General features: G+C 61.4%; 16 protein-coding genes. 10 read left to right on the forward strand and 6 right to left on the reverse strand.

Annotated elements, in window-relative coordinates:
- Nucleotides 1-383 precede the first annotated feature (383 nt).
- The 8 genes from rpmH (at nucleotide 384) to P2Q66_RS04095 (ending at nucleotide 6,089) form a co-directional block, all read left to right on the forward strand.
- Entirely contained in the window at nucleotides 384-521 is a 138-nt protein-coding gene (gene rpmH, locus P2Q66_RS04060) for a 50S ribosomal protein L34 (RefSeq protein WP_003800212.1), read from the forward strand.
- Between the two features lie 41 nt (nucleotides 522-562).
- Entirely contained in the window at nucleotides 563-973 is a 411-nt protein-coding gene (rnpA, locus tag P2Q66_RS04065) for a ribonuclease P protein component (protein ID WP_079597941.1), read from the forward strand.
- Nucleotides 966-1,358, forward strand: coding sequence for a membrane protein insertion efficiency factor YidD (gene yidD, locus P2Q66_RS04070; protein WP_275725794.1), 393 nt, complete (start codon nucleotides 966-968; stop codon nucleotides 1,356-1,358). The genes rnpA and yidD overlap by 8 nt, the downstream gene beginning before the upstream one ends.
- A gap of 15 nt (nucleotides 1,359-1,373) precedes the next feature.
- Nucleotides 1,374-2,351, forward strand: a complete 978-nt coding sequence (gene yidC, locus P2Q66_RS04075; protein ID WP_275725797.1) for a membrane protein insertase YidC — start codon at nucleotides 1,374-1,376, stop codon at nucleotides 2,349-2,351.
- Nucleotides 2,351-2,917 carry a R3H domain-containing nucleic acid-binding protein gene (locus P2Q66_RS04080; RefSeq protein WP_079597938.1) on the forward strand — a complete coding sequence of 189 codons (567 nt, stop codon included), beginning with the start codon at nucleotides 2,351-2,353 and terminating at the stop codon, nucleotides 2,915-2,917. Before yidC ends, P2Q66_RS04080 begins: the two co-directional genes overlap by 1 nt.
- A gap of 21 nt (nucleotides 2,918-2,938) precedes the next feature.
- Entirely contained in the window at nucleotides 2,939-3,589 is a 651-nt protein-coding gene (rsmG, locus tag P2Q66_RS04085) for a 16S rRNA (guanine(527)-N(7))-methyltransferase RsmG (protein ID WP_079597937.1), read from the forward strand.
- Between the two features lie 89 nt (nucleotides 3,590-3,678).
- Nucleotides 3,679-4,746 carry a ParA family protein gene (locus tag P2Q66_RS04090; RefSeq protein WP_275725802.1) on the forward strand — a complete coding sequence of 356 codons (1,068 nt, stop codon included), beginning with the start codon at nucleotides 3,679-3,681 and terminating at the stop codon, nucleotides 4,744-4,746.
- Between the two features lie 65 nt (nucleotides 4,747-4,811).
- On the forward strand, nucleotides 4,812-6,089 hold the full coding sequence (locus tag P2Q66_RS04095; protein ID WP_275725804.1) for a ParB/RepB/Spo0J family partition protein: 1,278 nt from the start codon (nucleotides 4,812-4,814) through the stop codon (nucleotides 6,087-6,089).
- 4,887 nt (nucleotides 6,090-10,976) lie between these two features.
- Here the strand turns inward: P2Q66_RS04095 and trxA are convergent.
- The 5 genes from trxA to P2Q66_RS04120 form a co-directional block, all read right to left on the reverse strand.
- Nucleotides 10,977-11,303, reverse strand: coding sequence for a thioredoxin (gene trxA, locus P2Q66_RS04100; protein WP_079597934.1), 327 nt, complete (start codon nucleotides 11,301-11,303; stop codon nucleotides 10,977-10,979).
- Nucleotides 11,304-11,340: 37 nt separating this feature from the next.
- Entirely contained in the window at nucleotides 11,341-12,297 is a 957-nt protein-coding gene (trxB, locus tag P2Q66_RS04105; RefSeq protein WP_275725807.1) for a thioredoxin-disulfide reductase, read from the reverse strand.
- Between the two features lie 273 nt (nucleotides 12,298-12,570).
- Nucleotides 12,571-14,193: an ABC transporter substrate-binding protein gene (locus tag P2Q66_RS04110; protein ID WP_275725811.1), complete on the reverse strand. Its 1,623-nt coding sequence runs from the start codon at nucleotides 14,191-14,193 to the stop codon at nucleotides 12,571-12,573.
- A gap of 165 nt (nucleotides 14,194-14,358) precedes the next feature.
- Complete coding sequence (gene murJ, locus P2Q66_RS04115; RefSeq protein WP_275725814.1) at nucleotides 14,359-16,518, reverse strand: murein biosynthesis integral membrane protein MurJ; 2,160 nt, start codon at nucleotides 16,516-16,518, stop codon at nucleotides 14,359-14,361.
- 61 nt (nucleotides 16,519-16,579) lie between these two features.
- Nucleotides 16,580-17,080, reverse strand: coding sequence for an NUDIX hydrolase (locus P2Q66_RS04120; RefSeq protein WP_058269716.1), 501 nt, complete (start codon nucleotides 17,078-17,080; stop codon nucleotides 16,580-16,582).
- Between the two features lie 207 nt (nucleotides 17,081-17,287).
- Between P2Q66_RS04120 and P2Q66_RS04125 the strand changes: the two genes are divergently transcribed.
- Complete coding sequence (locus P2Q66_RS04125) at nucleotides 17,288-18,796, forward strand: CCA tRNA nucleotidyltransferase (RefSeq protein WP_275725816.1); 1,509 nt, start codon at nucleotides 17,288-17,290, stop codon at nucleotides 18,794-18,796.
- The gene (locus P2Q66_RS04130; protein ID WP_079597928.1) at nucleotides 18,793-19,377 is read left to right on the forward strand and encodes a histidine phosphatase family protein; all 585 of its coding nucleotides are present in this window, start codon (nucleotides 18,793-18,795) and stop codon (nucleotides 19,375-19,377) included. The genes P2Q66_RS04125 and P2Q66_RS04130 overlap by 4 nt, the downstream gene beginning before the upstream one ends.
- A gap of 803 nt (nucleotides 19,378-20,180) precedes the next feature.
- Here the strand turns inward: P2Q66_RS04130 and P2Q66_RS04135 are convergent.
- A complete protein-coding gene (locus tag P2Q66_RS04135; protein ID WP_275725818.1) occupies nucleotides 20,181-21,698 on the reverse strand; it encodes a glycosyltransferase family 39 protein in 1,518 nt (505 codons plus the stop codon).
- Nucleotides 21,699-21,708: the final 10 nt, after the last annotated feature.

Below are 21,708 nucleotides of genomic sequence, written 5' to 3' on the forward strand. Positions count from 1 at the left end.
GGTTATGCACAGTCCGTGGATAATCGGCTACTGAGCCACTCTAGGGGATGAAAAGCCTAGAAGATAGCTGGCAAGTAGCTTGTGGATAATTACACGGTTGTTGTTCGAAAAAGGGGGTTGTGAGCCACTTCATCCACAGGCACGGCGGGTGGGTTAGGCACAGCTGGGGATAGCGTGGGGGCGACCAGCCGGTTTGACTCGAAGGCTTAAATTGCCCTAACGTTGTGAAGTCCTTTGTGTCCGCTTTTTGGCCCCATCTGAATCTCTCAGGCGCTCCGCGTTTGAGCAGCCGGGGGAAGCGTGCATATACAAAACTTAGCGTCGGCCAGTTCTTCCCCATACTGATCGGGTGGGCGCACCTTTGATCCACTGGAGTAACTAACGTGAGCAAGCGGACTTTTCAGCCGAATAACCGCCGTCGAGCCAAGAAGCACGGCTTCCGCCTTCGTATGCGTACCCGTGCCGGCCGCGCCATCCTGGCAGCCCGTCGTGGCAAGGGCCGTACCGAGCTGTCGGCTTAAATAACTGAACTTTTCGGTAGACATCTCTTTGCGAGTTTAAGGTGCTGGCCACCCGCAACCGCTTAAGGACTGCATCCGATTTTTCAACAACTGTACGTTCCGGTGTCCGCAATGGGCGCCGGAACGTAGTGTTATATGCGGCAGCTATTGCTGCCGACGAACCCAGCCGGATCGGGTTCATCGTTTCCAAGAGTGTAGGGAACGCTGTGGTCAGGAACCTCGTTAAGAGGAGACTAAGAGAAGCAGGTGCTGCGTCGCTGCGCGAGCATGGCACAGGCTTCGCCATAGTGGTCCGGGCGCTTCCTGCGTCCGCGACTGCCAGCTGGGATCAGCTGCTGTCGGACTACAACGCTGCACTGGAATCGACGCTGACCCGGCTGGCCGGCCGCCTCCCGAAGGCTGCCGCCAACGGTTCGGCCGGTACAACACAGGAGGGGACACCGCGTGCGTAACGCCACCGCCGTCGTCGCCCGTCCCCATCCTGTTGCCGCCGCCGTCGGCATGTTCTTTTGGAACCTGCCCAGGAACATCCTCATCGTGTTGCTCAAGGCCTACCGCAAGGTGATTTCTCCCTTGTACGGCCAGGTCTGCCGATTCTTCCCTTCATGCTCGGCCTACGCCCTTGAAGCGGTTACTGTCCATGGAGCCGTCAAGGGCAGCTGGCTCGCAGTCAGGCGCCTTGGCCGCTGCCATCCATGGAATGCCGGCGGCGTGGACCATGTCCCCGCCGGTAAGCGGGATTGGCCGGAGAGCCAAGCCCCCACAATTGTTGTGCTGAACAACCCGGACAAGTACCTGGCTGCTCGGACTGATGAAGAAGGCCGCAGTGCGGCCTGACGAATAGGGATAAGTATGGACTTCTTTGAAACAATCATGTTTCCGTTCAAATGGCTTGTATCCATCATCATGGTGGGCTTCCATGAGGGCCTGACTGCTATTGGGCTTCCTGAAGCCTCTGGCTGGACCTGGACCTTGTCCATCATTGGCCTCGTGCTGGTGATCCGTGCCGCCCTGATTCCCGTCTTCGTCAAGCAGATCAAGGCCCAGCGCGGCATGCAGTTGCTGCAGCCGGACCTGAAGAAGCTCCAGGACAAGTACAAGGGCAAGACGGACCAGCTGTCCCGCCAGGCAATGGCGCAGGAACAGATGGCCATGTACAAGAAGCACGGGACCAACCCGTTCTCGGCCTGCCTGCCCATGCTGATCCAGATGCCGTTCTTCTTCGCCCTGTTCACTGTGCTGTCCGGCATTTCGACGGCGAGCCGCGAGGGTGAGGGCATCGGCGCGATGAGCCACGAGCAGGTGGTGCAGTTCGACCAGTCCACCATCTTCGGCGCTCCGCTTTCCGCGACTTTGCTCCATGGGACTCCTCCTGGCGGCAACGTCGTCGCTGTCTGGATCCTCTCCATCCTCATGATCCTGGCCATGACGGCCTCGCAGTTCATCACCCAGAAGCAGATCATGGCCAAGAACATGTCTGAAGAAGCCATGGCCAGCCCCTTCATGCGCCAGCAGAAGATGATGCTCTACATCCTGCCCATCGTCTTTGGCGTGGGTGGCATCAACTTCCCCATTGGCGTCCTGATCTACTGGACCACCACCAACCTGTGGACCATGGGCCAGCAGTTCTTCGTCATCCGCCGCATGCCGACGCCGGGATCCCCCGCCGCAAAGGCCCTCGCCGAACGCCGTGCCGCCAAGGGCCTTCCGGCCCTTTCGATCCTGAGCGGCAAGAAGGATGAAGCAGCGGACGCTGCTGCTGCGGCCGCCGTCGCTGAATCCAAGGGCCAGCGTGTCCAGCCACAACGCAAGAACAGGAAGAAGAAGTAATGTCAGCCGAGAGTACCGAACACGCCCTTTCTGAAGAGATCCTCGAAGATCAGGACGAGTCCGTGAACGAAGAAGCTTCCTCCCCCAAGGTCTCAGCTGTCAGCCGTCTTGAAGAAGAAGGCGACATCGCGGCGGATTACTTGGAGGAACTGCTCGACATCGCTGACATCGATGGTGACATCGACATTGAGGTCCGCAACGGCCGCACCTATATTTCGATCGTTGCCGAAGAGGAGACCGAAGGCCTGGACAGCCTGGTGGGCGAGGACGGGGAAGTCCTTGAAGCCCTTCAGGAGCTCACCAGGCTTGCTGTGCTGTCCGCGACGGAGAACCGTTCACGGCTGGTCCTGGATATCAACGGCTACCGGCAGGAACGCACCGGCCACCTGCAGAAGATCGCGGAAGACGCTGCGGCTACGGTGAAGGAAACCGGCCAGTCCGTGGCGCTGGAACCGATGAGCGCCTACGAGCGGAAGATTGTTCACGACGCTGTCGCTGACCTGGGCCTCGTCAGCGAGTCCGAGGGCGAAGGCACCGGACGCCACATTGTTGTTTCCGCAGACTAGAGAATTGCTGACCCGCTAATCATGGTTGACATCACGGCAGCTGAGCTTCTGGCCGCTGAGAAGATTTTCGGCGACCGACTGGACCTGGCCAAGCGCTACGTCGAACATCTGGCTACTTCCGGAACAGAGCGCGGGCTGATTGGCCCACGGGAAATTCCGCGGCTCTGGAGCCGGCATGTACTCAACTGCGCCGTCATCGAAAGCGAGATTGCCCAGGGCAGCCACGTGGCCGACGTCGGAAGCGGCGCCGGGCTGCCCGGCCTCTGCCTCGCGATTGCGCGGCCGGACCTGGAACTGACCCTGATCGAGCCGCTCGAACGCAGGGTGATCTGGCTCCAGGAAGTGGTCGACGACCTCGGACTGGATAACGTGACGGTGATGCGGACCCGTGCTGAGCTGGCAGTGGGCCAAGTGGAAGCCGATGTGGTGACAGCGCGGGCAGTTTCTGCCTTGAGCAACCTGGCCGGCCTCACCATCCCCCTCCTGGCCGGCCATGGCGAGGTTGTTGCCATTAAAGGCCGCAGCGCGGCCGAGGAAATCGAGAAGGCCGCCAAGGTCATTCGAAAATTGGGCGGTGTTCAGACCTCGGTCCTTACAGTTGGTGACAACCTGCTTGAGGAGCCCACCACCGTAGTCCGCATCGTTGTGAACAAGTCCCAAAAGAAATCCTAATCAAGGCCCGGTGACCGAAGTCTGCCGGGTCAAGCAGTTAGGCTAGTCAACGGCAGCAAAATTGGCTGAACGAGAGTGAGTGTGCCCCAGTGACCAGTAGTGAAGCCTCCGCACAACGGATACCACCGTTTGTGTCATTGGGGTCAGCTCGTTCTGTCGCTGGCCCGTTTTCGGTCCCCGGCAGAGGGGGAATTCACCCAAAACAAGTATCAACCCTTGGAACCTCCTCGCTTGTTTCACGTGAAACAACCTCAGCAGGTCGAACCAACATCATTGATGCAATCGACGATTCCAGCCCTATTGCCCGGGAGCTGGCCCATGAAACGAAGCGCCGTGAGCGCCTGATGGGACGCAAACTGCCGCGTCCCGAAAAGACACGCATCTTCACCGTGTCCAACCAGAAGGGCGGCGTGGGTAAGACCACCACCACCGTCAACATCGCCGCCGCTTTGGCAGCAGCGGGACTGAACGTCCTGGTGATCGATATCGATCCCCAGGGCAATGCCTCCACCGCGCTGGGTATTGAGCACCATGCCGATGTCGACAGCATCTATGACGTCCTGATCAACGATGTTGCCCTGGCAGATGTGGTGGCCCAGTGCCCCGATATCGACAAGCTCATCTGCGCGCCGGCCACCATTCACTTGGCAGGTGCCGAGATTGAGCTGGTATCGCTGGTAGCGCGGGAGCAGCGACTGCGCCGGGCGATCGACGTCTACGCAAAGACCCGTGAAAAGAACGGCGAAGAGCGTCTCGATTACATCTTCATCGACTGCCCGCCAAGCCTGGGGCTCCTCACCGTCAACGCCTTCTGCGCAGCCAATGAAGTCCTGATTCCTATCCAGTGCGAATACTATGCCCTCGAAGGTTTGAGCCAGCTTCTCAAAAACATCGAGATGATCCAGAAGCACCTCAACGCTGATCTCGTCGTCTCAACCATCCTGCTCACCATGTACGACGGCCGCACCAACCTGGCTGCGCAGGTTGCTGCCGAGGTGCGGACGCACTTCCCCGACCAGGTGCTGTCTGCAGTGGTGCCCCGTTCGGTACGGATCTCAGAGGCACCGAGCTACCAGCAGACGGTCATGACGTACGACCCATCCTCCAGTGGAGCCCTGTCTTACTTGGAAGCCGCTGCTGAAATAGCAGAACGCTAATATCTTCAACACTGCAACGACCGGAGCCGGCTCACGCCTGGTTCTACCACTGGAGGGATTTACCCATGAGCGAGAAGCGACGGGGCCTAGGCCGCGGTCTTGGCGCGCTGATTCCAAGTTCCGCCGCGTCCAATGGGCAGGGTAACGGTGCAGCCGTATCCCGTCCTGTAGATCTCTTCTTTCCCGAGGGCAGAAGGAAGACCGAACCCTCGGACGAAAATGCCGCGGGCACAGCAAAGACCGTAGCCGAGAAGTTGACCGCCCCGCCAGCCCGAAAGGCCCCGGCGAAGTCGACTGCCAGGAACACCGCCTCCCCGGCTGCCGAAGCTACTTCCCGTTCTTCCAGTGCTGCCACAGCCAAGAAGGCTGCCACTCCACCGGCTCCTGCAGCCGGGAAAGGCGAGTCCGACAATGCTGAGTCCGGCCAGGAGCCTGAGGTATCCCCCGAGGTCCGCCCGGACGTTGCTGCCGCCGAGCCGTTGGATGAGTTCGCCGGATCCAATGCCGATGTTGAGCTTGTTGAAGTTCCGGGTGTCCGTTTTGCCGAAATACCCGTTTCCGAGATCCATCCCAACCGGAAGCAGCCGCGTTCCGTCTTCGATGAAGACGACATGGCCGAGCTTGTTCACTCGGTTCGGGAAATCGGCGTCCTTCAGCCAATTGTCGTCCGTAAATCAACCGAATCCGGTGATGAGCCATATGAGCTCGTCATGGGTGAGCGTCGTTGGCGTGCCGTTCAGGCTGCGGGACTCGAAACCATCCCCGCGATCGTCAGGGATACCACCGACGATGATCTCCTTCGCGACGCATTGTTGGAGAACCTGCACCGCAGCCAGCTGAATCCCTTGGAAGAAGCTGCGGCTTACCAGCAGCTTCTGGAGGACTTTGGCACGACGCATGAGCAGCTGGCTGACCGTATCGGTCGCTCACGGCCCCAGGTGTCAAACACACTGCGGCTCCTCAAGCTTCCTCCGTTGGTGCAGCGGCGCGTTGCTGCGGGCGTTCTGTCCGCCGGTCACGCCCGCGCGCTGCTGTCCCTTCCAGATGCTGCCGCAATGGAGCGTCTGGCCCAAAAGATCGTCGCTGAGGGTATGTCGGTACGGGCCACAGAAGAGGCGGTCACCCTTTACCAGGACCCGACGAAGCAGCCGAAAAACAATGTGCCTCGTCCCGGCGCGCGTCATGAGCGTCTTGATTACCTCGCATCATCCTTGTCAGACCGCCTCGATACCAACGTGAAGATTTCGTTGGGTGTCAGGAAAGGAAAGGTCAGCATCGAATTCGCGAGTGTTGAAGACCTGAACCGCATCATGGATGTGTTGGCTCCCGGTTCAACAAACTAATCTTTTCCTAAGGGCCCGGTTCACCACGAACCGGGCCTTTTTTCTGCCTGAATATAGTTTTTTTGGATACGGGCGTGTCATTCCGATCCACATGCTGACCGTTGTCCGTTCGGTCATACACAAAGGCATTCAAGGATCCTCTCCGATCTGCTGCATCGAAAGCATTCGCAGTCTTTTCATGGATGGGACAGACACCGATATGCCAAGCATATAGGCCGGCCGTGGAAGCACTGCCGCCCCGCGTGCACTGCCTGCAGGTCGCACTTCTTCATCGCTTCTATCGCAAGCGACAGCTTGTCCACACGTTCGCAGCACAGTAATTCAGGTAAGACTTATCGGAGATGGCACCCGGGAGCTTGAGCGTCCTGGATAACCGGTCGCATGGCGACGCCCCTGTTTCACGTGAAACGGCGCCGCTAGACGAGTGGCGGTGTCCGGCATGGCGCACGCTATGGTGCGTACTTGAGTATCCGCCTTCAGATGATTCAAGAGTCTCGAGGGCATCATGGCCCTGAAGGGCGATCAACAACGTTAGGACCTTTGACGGCCGCCGCTGGGGGTCGGTCGCTCCAGCGTATCGGTTCTGGAGCATCAGAACTCGCACTCGATCACGTGGTCCGAAGCGAAGGATGGCTCGACGGCCGGTTTCGCGCTCCTCGTGGATGGGGACTCGTTCCGGGCGCGGCTCTCTCCCCTGATCGTTCGGCCTAGCAGAATCCTTGATGGGGTGTCGGGGCCGCACCTATGCAGGCGTAGGGCCAAGCAGAATGCAGGTGTCACTAGACCAGGAAAAGTCTTGGCATCTCGTTTTCCTGTCAGGGGGGCACTACTGTGCGTCCGGGACGGCGAAAGCTGTACTGCACGTATGCCGTCCCGATGAGATCAAGCGGGAGTTGTTCAGGCGGGTTGGCACCAAAAGAGTTGGTAGCCTCCACGCATGAGCGCCTCATAAGCATAATGCGGAGACGGCCACAGTCGACACCTACGCAGTAGGCCGCGCGCCCACCTTTCGCCCGCTCCTTATGCCGTTAAAGTGTTTCTTGCTCCGAGCCAGTGAGCCACAGCGTCGCGTATCACGCGAGCAATTGCGGCCCTCCATCCCATCCCCCTTAACGACGCTGACCCGTCTGCTGTCGAGGTGCAGTCGGTGTTTCACGTGAAACGGGGTCAGCCTCGCCGGCACTTGGCGCACCTTCACTGTCCCCTAGCGCTTTCCGAGCTCCCCTCCCTGTCCCCTTGCGCTTTCCGAGCTCGCTGGTGTCTACACTCTCGATAGACCTCCGCTCCAAGGGCTGCCATCACTAGAACTGATGGTCGCCACGGCAAATCTTCGTAGGCCCCGATCGATGGCACCGCACGGAAGGCTGCACTAGGAAGAAGGATCAGACGCAACCAGGACGACCCGGTCCCAGCGTTATGCCTTTATGAGCGGATTGGGGTCGAGCGGCAGGTGCGCAGGCCTCCCAGGGCGGAGGGGCGTCCTTGCAAATTTTGAGTTGCAACGAATATCCGGCCGCGCGTCGACCATATCCTCCGGGCCCTGGCCCCAGCATCTCTCACGTACTCCTGCCGGTCACGGATGAGTGTTTCACGTGAAACATGATCCCCGTTTTATTCCTCCCCCCTGATTGGATTCCACTAACCCCGCGCGCTGCTTTTGTGGTCGTCGATGTAGAACCCGTGCGCCGAGATCACATCAAGCCTGCGTTCACTTTGCGCCGACGTGAGGGCGCCAGTCCCAAAATGGACACTAGCTCGGTGCTCTGTATCCGCCGCAATAGTGGCGCCGACAACGGCCGAGTTCGAGGGAGACCACTCCTTGCATTCGCGCTGTCCCTTCAGTTTGGCGTACAAAGACGCTGATGGAGGGTTGCAGCTACCAGGCCTCCTTCCAGGCTGGGTGGGCTACTTTCGTATGGTGCGACGGCTCGGGATCAGCAGGGCGGCACCACGGTCGAGACCTAGTGCGGGCCGACAACGTGTCGCAGTCGGGGTGAACTTCTGGTCACAGCCAGCACTTCCAGTACAACGCCTTGTCACGAGCCCGTAGGTCGATCGGGACGACAAGGTCAGTGAGATTTCCACACTTGCTTGTGAGTATGAGCAACATCATAGGTGGTGGATATCGCTGTGGATAACTTTGTGGATTACCAGGCGCCCAAGCGTGGATAAGTGGCATGGACTACACTCAGGTGCAGGTCGCTTGGAAGGATAGGTCCCAAGTTAGTGACATCCAGTTCGCTTAGCGCCCGTTCCCCGCGCGCTCCTGTTTCACGTGAAACACCAGAGACGACACCGGAATGGGGACTATGCCGCCAATATTCGCATGAATACGGTGGTCTTAGAGGCCTTTAGCTGCGTCTTGTGGTGCTGTCGGTTCAGATTGAAGGGCGGACCCTAGGCACATAGAGCCGCCTATCCTTCCCGACGCTATGCCAATGAGGGGAGGCGGCTACCCGGACCACAACAAGCACACATCGTAGGGCTGTGGATAACTACGTGGATAACCAGGGTCACCGCTTGTGGATAACTTGTGGATTAGCGTAGCGCATAGGAGTCTCCTGACCCGTATCAGGGGGTATCGGCAGCGCGTCTCTCGCTGGACAAGGACGACTTGGAGTCGACTTTGTCTCCGTGTCGGGTCGGTAGGTGTGGTCGTCGGGTCGGCGTGATGTACCGGGAACATGGATGTTTGAAGTGGAAGGCCCGGCTGAGCTTGTGTCTACTCGCCGAGGTGTGGATGCCCATATGGTAGGAACGCATCTGCCTACGAAGCGAAGGAAGTTCGGGGGCGAGTCCTTCGGATAGACGAAGTTGTCTTCCTCTGGAAGCTCGTTGTGCAATATGACTCAGGCAGTAACTGTAGTTGAGCCTCCAGTGGTACTGTATGTAGGTTCCCCTCATCTCCCCCAGTTCTTGGTACGGCGCCCCTTCTTGGCCCTGTAGATCCTTCTTTCGCTACGGAGAGCCATTCCCGGCCTGTGCATTGGCAAGGTGCCGAGCGTCGTGGTTATCCACCGACAGCGGGCGGCCAGTGGTAGGCCGGGTTACTGGTGACTTTCTGGATGTCGGCCGACTTGAAGCTTTGCCGTGGTTCAAGAGCGGGTGCAGCTTGTGCTTCTTGGCACCTCCCGCCGGCGGCCTTTCGTTTCACGTGAAACATTTAGGGATGCCGTTCCTCTATGGCTTCCTTGCGGGGTCTGCTCGGTCGCACTAGTCAGTCCTTGCTGAGGCAAGGATGCCTAGGCCGGTACCGACTGTCGTGCCCTGATCATCTAGATCCTTTGTGTTACGGCCAGCACGAACATCACACACGTTAGCGGTGGCTTCCACGTCGATGCCGCCGGTCAATCCCCTGGTGTTCCTAAAAACCGACAGGGCGGCAATCGTTGCTATGTGGCAGCGACGGATCAGGCGCGTGGTTCGAAAGCCTCACCTGAAGCTCCAGCCTTTCGTTGACGCGGCGACGTTGCCGGCGGCTGCGAAGTTATGTCACGACGAAGATGACGGTAAGCAGCTGAAGCTGTGTGGCCTTCTTCCGGAACAGCTGGAAGGGCCCTTCGACTCATCCAGTCTTTAGGCGCAACATGCTTCTCTTGTCTGATTAGGCTCTCTGTCGGTATGCAGGCCGCTGATGATGGTCCTTCTGGAGGCCTAGTCCCGGGCCCGAATGGTTTTAGAAGTTGGACGTTTGTACGTGCTCTCGTATTCGGCACTTGGAGCTGGCGCGTCGAAAGTGTGTGTCGGCGGGCTACGCCTGTGAAGAAGGGGGCGATGGGTGCGAGACTCGTCCGTGGTCCCCCTGGTTCGGGTCAAACGAAGAAGCGGCGATTGACGTGCCCGCACTCTTCGAACTCATGGTCCACTATCGTTTGCGGCCTAGGGATCCCGTAACAGCTCCTAGGGGATGCCAAATTCGCTTCGCCGTTGGCGGAGAAGGGCGTCGAGTATGCAATCAAGCTTGCCTACGTGAAAGTAGGAAAAACGACATGTGGGCGTGCTTACATGCTCCCTAGCTACTTTCCCGGGATGGTGCGCCGTTTCACGTGAAACATGAGTTGCTCGCACCACGGCTGGTATCTCGGCATCAGCGGAGACTGAAAGGTTCGTGGATATACGAAAAGAGCACAATCGTGCTGTCAGCGGGCAGCGGGCGCTTACGAAGCGATGTGCAATTCACCTTGATGTCGATGATGACGGTATCAGGTGCATCGGCAGAGTGCCCCCTTCCCCACGGCGGAGCTGGGGAGCGCGAAAATGGTGGGTCCTATGTTTCACGTGCAACAGTACAACAGCACGCGAGTCGTCGGCCTGAGCCAATGCGAACCGTCCGAGCGCCCTCCGTCATGGGGGCGCCGATTGCAGGCGTACGAGCAGCACTCGGCTCGTCAAGCCCTATTTGACCATCCCAGTGGTCGCCAACAGATTCCCTTGACGATGCTTACTTGAGGTTGTGACAAGTACCGCCTGCTTGCCGTACTCCGGACCATGATGAGAGCACACTTATGCGGTGCCTGATTAGCATCCGCTGGGTTCGCGGCAGCCGTACGGACACCAGGACGCAGCTCTTCCCTGTCATCTTCGCGAACCCGCGGCCAGCGGTATCGGGAAGCAGAAGTCCATCTGCCGCCATCTAACAGGAGCAGCGCCTTACGGTCCGGCTTGTTTCACGTGAAACATAAGTATGGGCGCACCTTTGCATCCCGAGACACGTCTAATCCCCAACGTGGTCGATTTGGTGCTGCTAGCGGTTCGAAGGGCAACCCAAGGGACCATCGCACACGAGAACAAAGGATCCTGATGTGCCGGACAAACAAAAAGTGGCCACTACCCGAGGGCAGTGACCACTTTCGAATGTCTCAGATAGCAATCTGAGAATCGGAATCCCTAGGAAAGGACGTCGGAGAATTCCTTTTCAAAGAACTGCTTCGGCTTCGCACCGATAACCGTGTTCTTCACTTCGCCGCCCTGGAACAGGTAAACGGCAGGAATGGACGTGATGCCGTACTCCGCGGCGATGGCGGGGTTGTCATCAACATTCACCTTCACGACATCAACCTTCTCGCTGTACTCAACGGAGATCTCGTCGAGAATCGGACCGAGCTTGCGGCACGGACCGCACCATTCCGCCCAGAAATCCACGATAACCGGCTTGTCGGAGGACAGTACGTCCGTCCCGAAGCTTGCGTCAGTTACATCTTTTGCGTTGCTCATATACCTTGTCTTTCTTTCCAATAGGGATGGGCGAAACTTATGCGGCCAGGTCTGCCAGGTAATGCTCCACGTCGATAGCGGCTACACAACCTGAGCCGGAAGCTGTGATTGCCTGCCGGTAGGTGGGGTCAACAACGTCGCCGGCAGCGAATACTCCGGGAATGCTGGTACGGGAGCTGCGCCCCTCCACGGCAATGGTTCCCTCCGGGGTCAGTGCCAAGACATCCTTCACGAGGTCGGTCCTCGGGTCGTTGCCGATAGCGACGAACACACCCGTAACGGCAAGATCGGAGACAGTTCCGTCAACCAGGTTCTTCAACTTAAGTCCGGTGACTTTGTCTTCGCCAATAACGTCATCCACAGTGCTGTTCCAGATGAAGTTGATCTTCTCATGGGCCAGCGCACGGTCCGCCATGATCTTGGAAGCCTTAAGCGAATCACGGCGGTGTACAACCGTTACCGATTTCGCGAACTTGGTCAGGAACAGCGCCTCTTCCATTGCGGAGTCTCCGCCACCGATCACCGCGATGTCCTGGTCCTTGAAAAAGAAACCGTCGCAGGTTGCACACCAGCTGACGCCGTGCCCTGAAAGGCGCTTCTCGTTCGGCAGTCCCAGTTCCCGGTATGCAGAGCCGGTGGAGAGGATAATGGCCTTGGCCCGGAAGGTCTCCCCCGTGGCGATGGTCACCGTCTTGACCGGACCTTGGAGCTCAAGTGCGGTGACATCCTCAAACTGGATCTCGGTGCCAAAGCGGGCAGCCTGCTTCTCGAAGTTCTCCATGAGGTCCGGACCCATGATGCCGTCGGGGAAGCCCGGGTAGTTCTCGACGTCAGTGGTGTTCATCAGTTCACCGCCGGCGGTTACGGAGCCAGCGAGCAGCAAGGGCTTGAGATTTGCGCGGGCCGTGTAAACGGCAGCCGTGTAACCCGCCGGACCGGAGCCGACAATGATGACATCACGCACTTCGGACGCGGTGTTTTCTTCGATGGTCACTGAACGGTGAACCTCTTCCTTATTTGACGCACCTCCCTCTGGAGGCCGGCCATATGGCACAACTGCTACTGGATGCTGGATATTCCGGCGACTGGACATGGAAGACCGCCGGTAGACGGCATCATGCCATCTCCGCCAGACGCTCTTTCCAGATTACCGTCCCACAGCAGTTCCCCATCACCGGCTGTAAAGACCGCAACCCGGAAACGTATTAAAAGCCTGCGGCCCTCCCCCATTTGATGGGGAGGGCCGCAGATGGTGAAGAGCGGACGACTACTGGACTTTGATCTCCGCCAAACGGATGCCGTAGCCGTACCGGGTCTTCGGTGCAGCGAGCCGGGGAAGGGAGTTGACCGAAACGATGACATATTCCGCTTCCACAGGCGCGGCCAACGGCATGTTGAGGTCCGTGGAAGTAAAACTGTTGGTCCCAACAGCCTTGGCACCGTCCAGGGATGGCTGGTCGTTGGTGTAAACGGTGATATTTCCGCCAGAGCCACCAAGCTGAGAGAGGGTGATGGAAGAAACAGTGGCAGGGCTCTCGAGCTTCACCACCAGCGGAACGCCCTGTGCTGCCAGGCCGCCCCAGTTGTCGGTGGCGAATTCCATGTCCGACCAGTAGCTTGCGGCATTGCCGTCGTATGCCTTCACCAGGTCGCCGTCGAACGTGGCGGCAAAGTCGAAGTTGCCCTGCCGGGTCACACTCTCAATGACGGGCGGCGCGGCAGGCGGAGCGGAGCTGGGAGCTGCGGAGGGAGCGGCCGAACCTTCCGGTGCGCTTGTGTTGGTGGCTGGAGCCGGATTATTTGCCTGGGGCTGGGAAAAGAGGCTGCCCAGATTGGTTACGGCGAACACGAGACCGGCGATAAGGACAACAGCCAGGAGTCCGCCCACCAGCCAACGCATGGACCGCGGTTCACGTTCAGGCTCGTCCCGGTCGCCGTCGTAGTCACCCGGGTCGGCAAAAGAAACTCCCGCGGCCGCGGGGGCTGCTGCCCGGGCAAAGACGGCTGATTTCTTGTTCACCGGCTGGGGCTCATCCACCGGTTCTTCGTGGTGGTTGTAGCCCTCCTGGTCCGACTGCACGTAATCGTCGTCCGACCACAGGGATACCTTGGGCTTCCCGGAGCCTGCTGCTTCGGCTGAAGTAGCGGAAGAAGCAGCACCATCGGCGCCACGGGAAGCGTCTTGAACGGGGTGCGCGGCGGTGGCGTCCGGATCAGCTTCGGGCGCAGCCGCGCCACCGCGCGCAGCCCCACTGGCACCGGAGGCAGCCGCAGCGGCAGCACCGCCAACAGCCGCAGCGCCGCCAACAGCGGCGGCCCCACGATCAGCCGAGGACCCACCGACCGCGGAGGCTCCAGACCGGCCAACCCCAGGCGATGCTGCGGGCCGGACGGGAGGCCTGGGCGGCACAACGGGTGCAGTCCGGTAAGGGTCCACCTGGCTGGGGTGTGTTTGGCCGTAATTGATGTAGCCGGCGTCGACGTGATCTTCATCGTCGTAGGGTTCCGGCTCGTGTGACCGGGGCTGGCCAAAGATTTCGCTGCCCAGGGTGTCGGTGAAAAAGGGCTCCACGTACGGAGGATTCGATGCCACCACGAGGTCCAGCAGATCAGCGGCGGATGTGTGGTTGGTGATGAGGTAGGTGGCTGCCTCAGTGACGCCGAGGTCCAGCACCTGCACGGTGCCGGGCCGTTCACCGGTGGCAACCTCGCGGGCGCTCTGGGCAACCTGCTCTGTGTTTTCGGGTCCGGCGACCAGGATGCTGACGGGCCGGTTCAGGACCTGGTCCACACCATCCAGCACCAGATCGTGGTCGTGCGAGGCCAATACGGTGGCTGTGACCTTGTAGCGGCCGCCCAGTACTGATCCGACATCGATCGGGTTGGACACGTGTTCCTCCTAGATTTTCCGGGATTGCCGGCATAGATGACGCAACCGCCGTTCAGGGACTGCCGCGCGGCCTGCCCCTGGATACAACTCCCCCTGTACCTTTTCGATCCTAGCGGATTGCGTCCGGCGCGCCGTGGACAAAGACCTCCGGAAACGGCAGGGCAGTCACTTTTTACGGGGGCGCCGCCGCTTGAAATAAGGGTTTTCGCCTGCCTTGCCCTGGAACGTGCGCCGGCCGGGCAGCGGGATCTGCTCACGGAGCAATCCGCCGCGGGCTGTCCCCGGCTGGTCCTCGCCCGGCAGGTAGCCGCCGTCGGACGTTCCCTGGCCGCCGCCGTCGTAAGAATCCGGGCGCCTGCCCACACGCTCCGGCTCGGGGCCGGCGCGGAAGGAAGCAGCATCAAACTCGCCGGAAATCCGGGGAATGAGCCCCGTGTCCACGGAGGTCGTGGCCCGTTCGGGGCGGACGGGGCGTTCTGCGGCGACCGCACCTTCCACGGAGGGCGTTCCCTCCGGAGAGGACGACGGCGGGGCCCCGCCTGCCGCCGCGGGGGCAGCGGGCCCGCCACGGCCCAGGCGGCCGAGCAGGGGGCGGAGGAGATCGCGAAGTTCAGCCACGCGGAACAGTTTGAGCAGGAAGAAGTAGACCACCAGCATCACGGGACCTACAACAATGACCGTGATCAGCGCGGTCAGCCGGTCATGCCAGGCGAAGCCATTGGGGTCGTAGCTGCCCATCAACCACAGCGCACCCGCACCGGCGATGGCGGATCCGAGGGCGGCGTAGCCCATGCGGATGTAGGAGTTGGCGATCCGGGCCCCATCAAGGTGTCCGAGGAGCCGGCGCAGGAAGTACGCGCTGATGACCACGGACAGGATGTTGCCCACCATGTAGAGGACCGCGATGGCGTAGATGATCTGGTTGACCGGCAGGAACTGGATCGCAAAGGCACCGGCAACGTAAACCACCGCGAGCAGCAGCTGGATGTAGAAGGGGGTACGTGCGTCCTCGTTGGCGTAAAACACCCGGGACATCATGAAGTTTGCGCTCATGAACGGTGTGCTGAGCGCCAGGATGGTGAGCGTCTGCGCCAGCATCACGCCGTCCTGCTTGTCCCCGCCGGAGAAGAACATGCCCAGCGGGCCGGCGAGGGCGAACAGGGCCAGGGCACCGAAAACGGTGGCAACGGCCATGGTGCGCAGCCCGTGTGAAAGGGCATCCCGCAGCTCGTCCCGGTTGCCGTCCTGAGAGGCCCTGGTCATCCGGTTGAACAGCACCGTGGCCAGGGACAGCGCAATGATGGAGTGCGGCAGCAGGTACAGCTGGCTGGCCACTTCCAGCACGGCGTTGCCCGGCAGCATCTCCGCGGCCGGGTTGCCCGCTTCCTGCAGCCGGAGGCGTTCCGCGCCGGGGATGGTGGCGATGCGCATGACATACAGGAACGCGAGCTGCCCGACGGCGGCAGTCAGCAGGGTCCAGACGCTCAGCTTGGCTGCCTGGCCCAGTCCCACGCCGCGCCAGCCAAAGCGCGGCCGGAGTCCCAGCCGGAGCCGGAATACGGGTATCAGGAGGATGGCCGTCTGGGAGATGACGCCGATGGTGGAGAAGCCGGCCACGAACAGTGTTTGCGTCTCACCCCAGTTCTCCAGGGTGTGCGGACTGAGCTCGTTGGTGCCGAAGATCCAGATGAACATTCCGAGGCCGGCGATGGCCACGAGGTTGTTGAGGATGGGCGCCCACATGGCAGGACCAAAGGCGCCGTTGGCGTTGAGGACCTGGGTCAGGAGGGCATAGAGGCCGTAAAAGAAGATCTGCGGCAGGCACCAGAAAGCGAACGTTACAGCCAGGGCCTTTTGCTGCGGGGTGTATCCCTGCGTGGTGAGTTCAATGACCGCCGGGGCTGCCAGGGTGACCAGCGCCGTTAGGCCCAGCAGGAGCAGGACAGCAAGCGTCAGCAGCCTGCTGATGTAGTCCGCTCCCCTGTCCGGAGCCTTGCTGGCCTTGATGATCTGCGGCACCAGGACTGCGTTGAACACGCCGCCGGCCACCAGCAGGAAGATCAGGTTGGGCAGGTTGTTGGCGTTGATGAACGTGTCATTGACCGTGGAGCCAAGCCCCAGCGCCGTGCCCAGCATCCAGGTCTTGCCGAACCCCAGGAACCGCGACACGAGCGTGCCGGCGGCCATGATGGCGCTGGAACGGGTTTCGCTGGCGCCGACGGCTACTGGACCGGTGTCCGGGCCTGCCGGTTCCATGGGTACACCCTCGGGAACCGCATCGCCGGGCCGGCCGGGTTTATCGGAAGGAAAATTGGAAGCTGACATCGAGTTCATCGTCTCACCCGGACGCCGCTATCGCCGCAACGCCGGCACGGGCAGTGCGGCGCTACAGGTGTCCGGGCAGGACTTCGCGGGCAAGGTCGGCGATGCGCCGCTCATTCGGAAAGGACAGTTTCCGGGCCAGCTCCTGGATAGGCACCCATGCCACGTCCACGGCTTCCTGGTCGGGATCGTTTTCGATGGTCAGCTCACCGCCGGTGGCGCGCAGGAGGTAGTGGTGGACCGTTTTGTGGACCCGGTGGCCGCTGACGGTAAACCAGTAGTCGATGCTGCCCAGCGGGGCGAGGATGCTGCCCTCGATGCCGGTTTCCTCGGCGATCTCCCGGACCGCCGCTTCCTCGTTGTTTTCCTTGCCCTCCGGATGGCCCTTGGGCAGGCACCATTCAAGGCGTCCGCCCCTGTTAAGGCGGGCGATGATCGCAACCCTCAACTCGGCGTCGGACGTGTCCACCACCACGCCGCCGGCGGAGACTTCCTCCACCGTCGGCAGTGAAGCCGGCGCCGAATGCTGGGCAGGCGCAACGTGCGCACCGATTGCCGACGGCAATGGTGCGTTCGTCCTCCTGCCTGGAGCGCTCGGTACTGGATGGGCCATGGAGTCCACTCTAACGACTGTTGCCCGCTCGTGATGACCGGAACATGACACCAACATGGACGGCATATGACGCAGTTTCCCGGCGGCGGACCGAATCCACGGGATCTTGACGCTTTTTTGGCCTGCCGGGCGGCAGGTTTCTGCCAAGCTTAAGTAACTATGGCGCACGCACATCACAAGACTGATTCCCACACCGTCGATTTCCAGGTGGACCCGGTGGTCCTGGAGCTCGGCCAGCGCTTTGTGGACGCCGGCCACGAACTGTCCCTGGTGGGCGGGCCGGTGCGGGACCTGTTCCTGGGGCGGACCTCCCCCGACCTGGACTTCACCACGGACGCCACCCCGGACCAGACCGTGGCCCTCATCAAGAAGTGGGCTGACAATTTCTGGGAGATCGGGCGCGCCTTCGGAACCATCGGCATGCGCAAGGACGGATTCCAGATTGAGATCACCACCTACCGGGCGGAGGCGTACGATCCCGAATCCCGCAAACCTTTGGTGGCATTCGGTTCATCCCTGACCGACGACCTGTTGCGGCGGGACTTCACCATCAATGCCATGGCCTTGAAACTGCCCGCCATGGAGCTCGTGGACCCCTTTGGGGGCGTCCGCGACCTGCACGCCTCCGTGCTGGCCACCCCGGGATCGCCCGAGGCGTCCTTCTCCGATGACCCGCTGAGGATGATGCGGGCCGCCAGGTTCGCGGCGCAGCTGGGCGTGTCAGTTTCCGACGACGTCCGGGAAGCCATGACCCGCATGGCCGAACGCATCACCATCATTTCCGCCGAGCGGGTGCGCGACGAACTGGTCAAGCTCATCTGCGGGGCACAGCCCCGGGTCGGCGTGGACCTGCTGGTGGACACGGGCCTCGCCGAGTTCGTGCTGCCCGAAGTTTCCGCCCTCCGCCTTGAGTCCGACGAGCACCACCGCCACAAGGATGTCTACCAGCACTCCCTGCAGGTGCTGGAACAGGCAGCGGAGCTGGAGACGGACGGTGACGGCCCGGTGCCCGGGCCCGACTTTGTGCTGCGGTTCGCGGCATTGATGCACGACGTCGGCAAGCCGGCGACGCGGCGCTTCGAACCTGGCGGGGCGGTCAGCTTCCGCCACCACGACATGGTGGGGGCAAAGCTCACCACCAAACGCATGAAGGCCCTGCGTTTCGACAACGACACCACCAAGGCCGTGGCCCGGCTGGTGGAGCTGCATATGCGTTTCTACGGCTACGGCGACGCCGGCTGGAGCGATTCGGCGGTCCGCCGCTACGTCACAGACGCCGGGCCCCTGCTGGAACGCCTGCACCGGCTCACCCGCTCAGACGTCACCACACGGAACCAGAGGAAGGCCGAGCGTCTGGCCTTTGCCTACGACGACCTTGAAGACCGCATCGCCGCATTGCGGGAGCAGGAGTCCCTGGATGCTGTGCGGCCGGACCTGGACGGCGCCCGGATCATGGCACTGCTCAGCCTCAAGCCCGGACCCGTGGTGGGCAGGGCGTACAAGTTCCTGCTCAATGAGCGGATGGAACACGGTCCCCTGCCTGTCGAGGACGCGGAGGCACGGCTGCTCCGCTGGTGGGCCGAACAGCCCGAATCAGCTCCTGCCGCAGCGGAGGCCGGAAAGTCTCCCGCCGCCGTCGAACCTTCCCCGTCTGAGGAGACCAAGTGACCGATCCCGCCCTTGCCCCCCGCCCCCAGCTCTGGATCCTCCGGCACGGCGAGACCGAGTGGTCCAAGAGCGGCCAGTACACCGGGCTCACGGACCTCCCGCTCACGGTCGAAGGCGAACAGCAGGCTGTGGAAGCCCGTAAAGTGCTCGACGCCGTCGACTTCGACCTGGTGCTCACCTCGCCGCTGCGGCGTGCCCGGCGGACCGCGGAACTGGCGGGATTTCCGGACGCGCAGCACGAACCGCTGGCAGTGGAGTGGAACTACGGCGACTACGAAGGCATCAGCTCGGACCTGATCCGCAAGGACAACCCCGACTACCTCATCTGGACGCACGGTGTTCCCAACGGCGAGACGCTGGACGAGGTTGCGGCCAGGGCGGATAAGATCATTGGCCGGGTCCTGGAATCGGGAATGGACAATGTGCTGATCGTTGCACACGGCCACTTCTCGCGGATCCTCACGGCACGGTGGCTGGAACTGGCCCCCACAGAGGGCAGGCACTTCATCCTGGGGACCGCAAAAGTCTGCACACTGGGGTGGGATAAGAGGACGCCCGCAATTGTCCGCTGGGGCCTTTAATTCCCTTTTTGTAAATTAGGGTTGCTGAATTCCCCAAAAGCAGTAGTCACCGGAAGAATCCTGGTGTACTTTTATTCCTGACCCCAGAGCCAACTGCCGGGGTCAGCGCCCCGGTTGCACGCTTTGTCTGCAGCGAACAGCGGAAAAGGAGGTTGGGAGAAATGATGACTTTGACTGGCGGACGGAAGACCACCATCACCGCGCACCCGGCCCCCGCGCACAATGCGCACCTGTTCGGGGGCCAGCCAGGCTGCTGACGCCTGCCCTTGTCCTCCGTCCCCTGGTGGGGCGGCAAGGTATTCACGGTATATCCGGCGGAATTTCGCGTCCCTAGGCCTGTCTCCCCTTTCTGGGTGGCGTGCAGCTGGCGGCGGTTCCGGGCATTTCCTGTGAGCGCGGACTCCCGCATCCCATAATTCGGAACCAGTTTTCCGATGTGTCTCGGTCGCCTGCCGGAAATCCCGTTTCCGCCAAAATACCCTCGATTAGTTCGGCAATTTGTAGCGCAATTATGTGGGCGCTAATTCCTTTTCAACGCGGCCTTATTTTGTTATGCCCATTTATAAGGCTGGCTGTCACCCCGTAGGGAGGTGAGAACCAATGATCCGAAAACTCCGGAAGTTCCTGTTCACTGCGCCACGGCGGACCAGGAGCAGGATGCTGTTCAACCAAGACCTCTTGGAGCGGCAGCGGAATGACGTATTTGTCCTGATGCACCAACAGATGAGCGGGCTGCGCTGACATGTACGGCCGGCACTGATATTCCTGCCGCATGTGCGGCGGGACCTTTGCGGCCGGGACTTTCAGGAGCAGGTGAAGGAGATCAGGACCAGCCGCTGGAAGGGCTGGTTGCCGGTCTCCCGGCACTGCGCAGCGGTGAAAGCGGAGAGGTCGCTGGGGGCGGCATTTCCGAGCCCGACAAACAGCACTTCGCCGCGGCCGGACAGTTCAGCGGCGGTGACGGGGGCATCGAGGCCCCACAACGTCCCGGACTCTGCCGGCGTTTCCTCCAGGGACAGGTCCTGGACGCCGTCGAAACGTTCCGGATAGGCAAGCACCATGTCACGGAGGTACGGCTCGCCGAACACCATGGCGGCGGGTTGCGGCGCCTGCTGATCCAGCAGCGCCGCAATCCGGCGTTCGGTATCGGCCGGCTCATTCACCAGGCTCTTGAGTGTGAGCTGCGGGACCAGGCTGCAGCAGATAACTCCAGCTACCACCATGGGACGGAGCCATGTGTGCTTGGCGGGAAGCCTGGAAATCCCCAGTCCTACCAGCAGGGCAAACGCAGGGGCGGTGAACGTCAGGTACCGGGCGACGTAGACGGGCTGGGCCACGACGCTGACCAGCAGGAGCCCGGCAACGGGGACTGCTACGCCTGCCAAGCACAGGACCAGAAGGGGACGCAGGGCAGTGCTGCGCCGGGCGGACCAAAGGCCCCACGCCAGCAAGCCAATCTCCACCACGCCGAGGAGCACCACAAACGCCAGAACCCATTGCGGAGGCATGTTCCCGGTGGGACGGTCGTCGCCGTAAAAGTACTGTTTGACGGCCGCGGTCATCAGGTTCTGCAGCAGGGAACGGTTCTGGATCCAGTCCACCTGTGCCTTTTGCCCCAGGGCGTAGATCAGGAACGGCAGCACACAAGCCCCGGCCGCGGAGCAGGCCACCAAAGTGGCCAGCATCCGGCGCCGGAGTATGACCGCTGCGGCTGCGTGCGCCGCGACGGCCAAGCCGAAGAACATGAACATCCATACGCCCACCACTGCGCACAGAGCATAGAGGACCCAGTCGAGGATCCGGTTGGACTCCCATGCCCGGAGCAGCAAGAGGGTGAGGGCCACGGCCAGCACGGCGGTGAAAGCAGACTGCCGGGCCTCGGTTCCGGCCCACACCATGCGGGGAAGGACGGCCAGCACCAGGCCGGCGGCAAAACCCAGGGATTCGGACCCCAGTTTCCGCCCGATGAGGGCCGTCCCGGCGCAGGCAAGCCCCACCGCAAACGCCGACGGCATCCTCATGGAAATTTCCGAGAAACCAAAGACGGACGTCCAGAAATGCATGATCAGGTAGTAGAGGCCGTGAACCGCGTCCACCGACTGCAGCAGCAGAAGCAGCTCTCCCGGAGACCGGCCGGCCGCGGAAATGGTGGCGATCTCATCATCCCAGAACGAGGGAATCCACGATCCTATGAACGCCGCGAAGAAGCCCAGCAGGCCCAGGGACACCGGCATCCACCACTGCGCAGCAGCCGGGCCCGGCACTCCGGCCAGTCGGGAGCGTCGTCCGGCAGCATGGCCGCTGACCCTTTGGCTCTCCACCTATAACCCC

It is taken from the genome of Arthrobacter sp. Cr_A7 (assembly GCF_029222765.1).
Classification (GTDB): domain Bacteria; phylum Actinomycetota; class Actinomycetes; order Actinomycetales; family Micrococcaceae; genus Arthrobacter.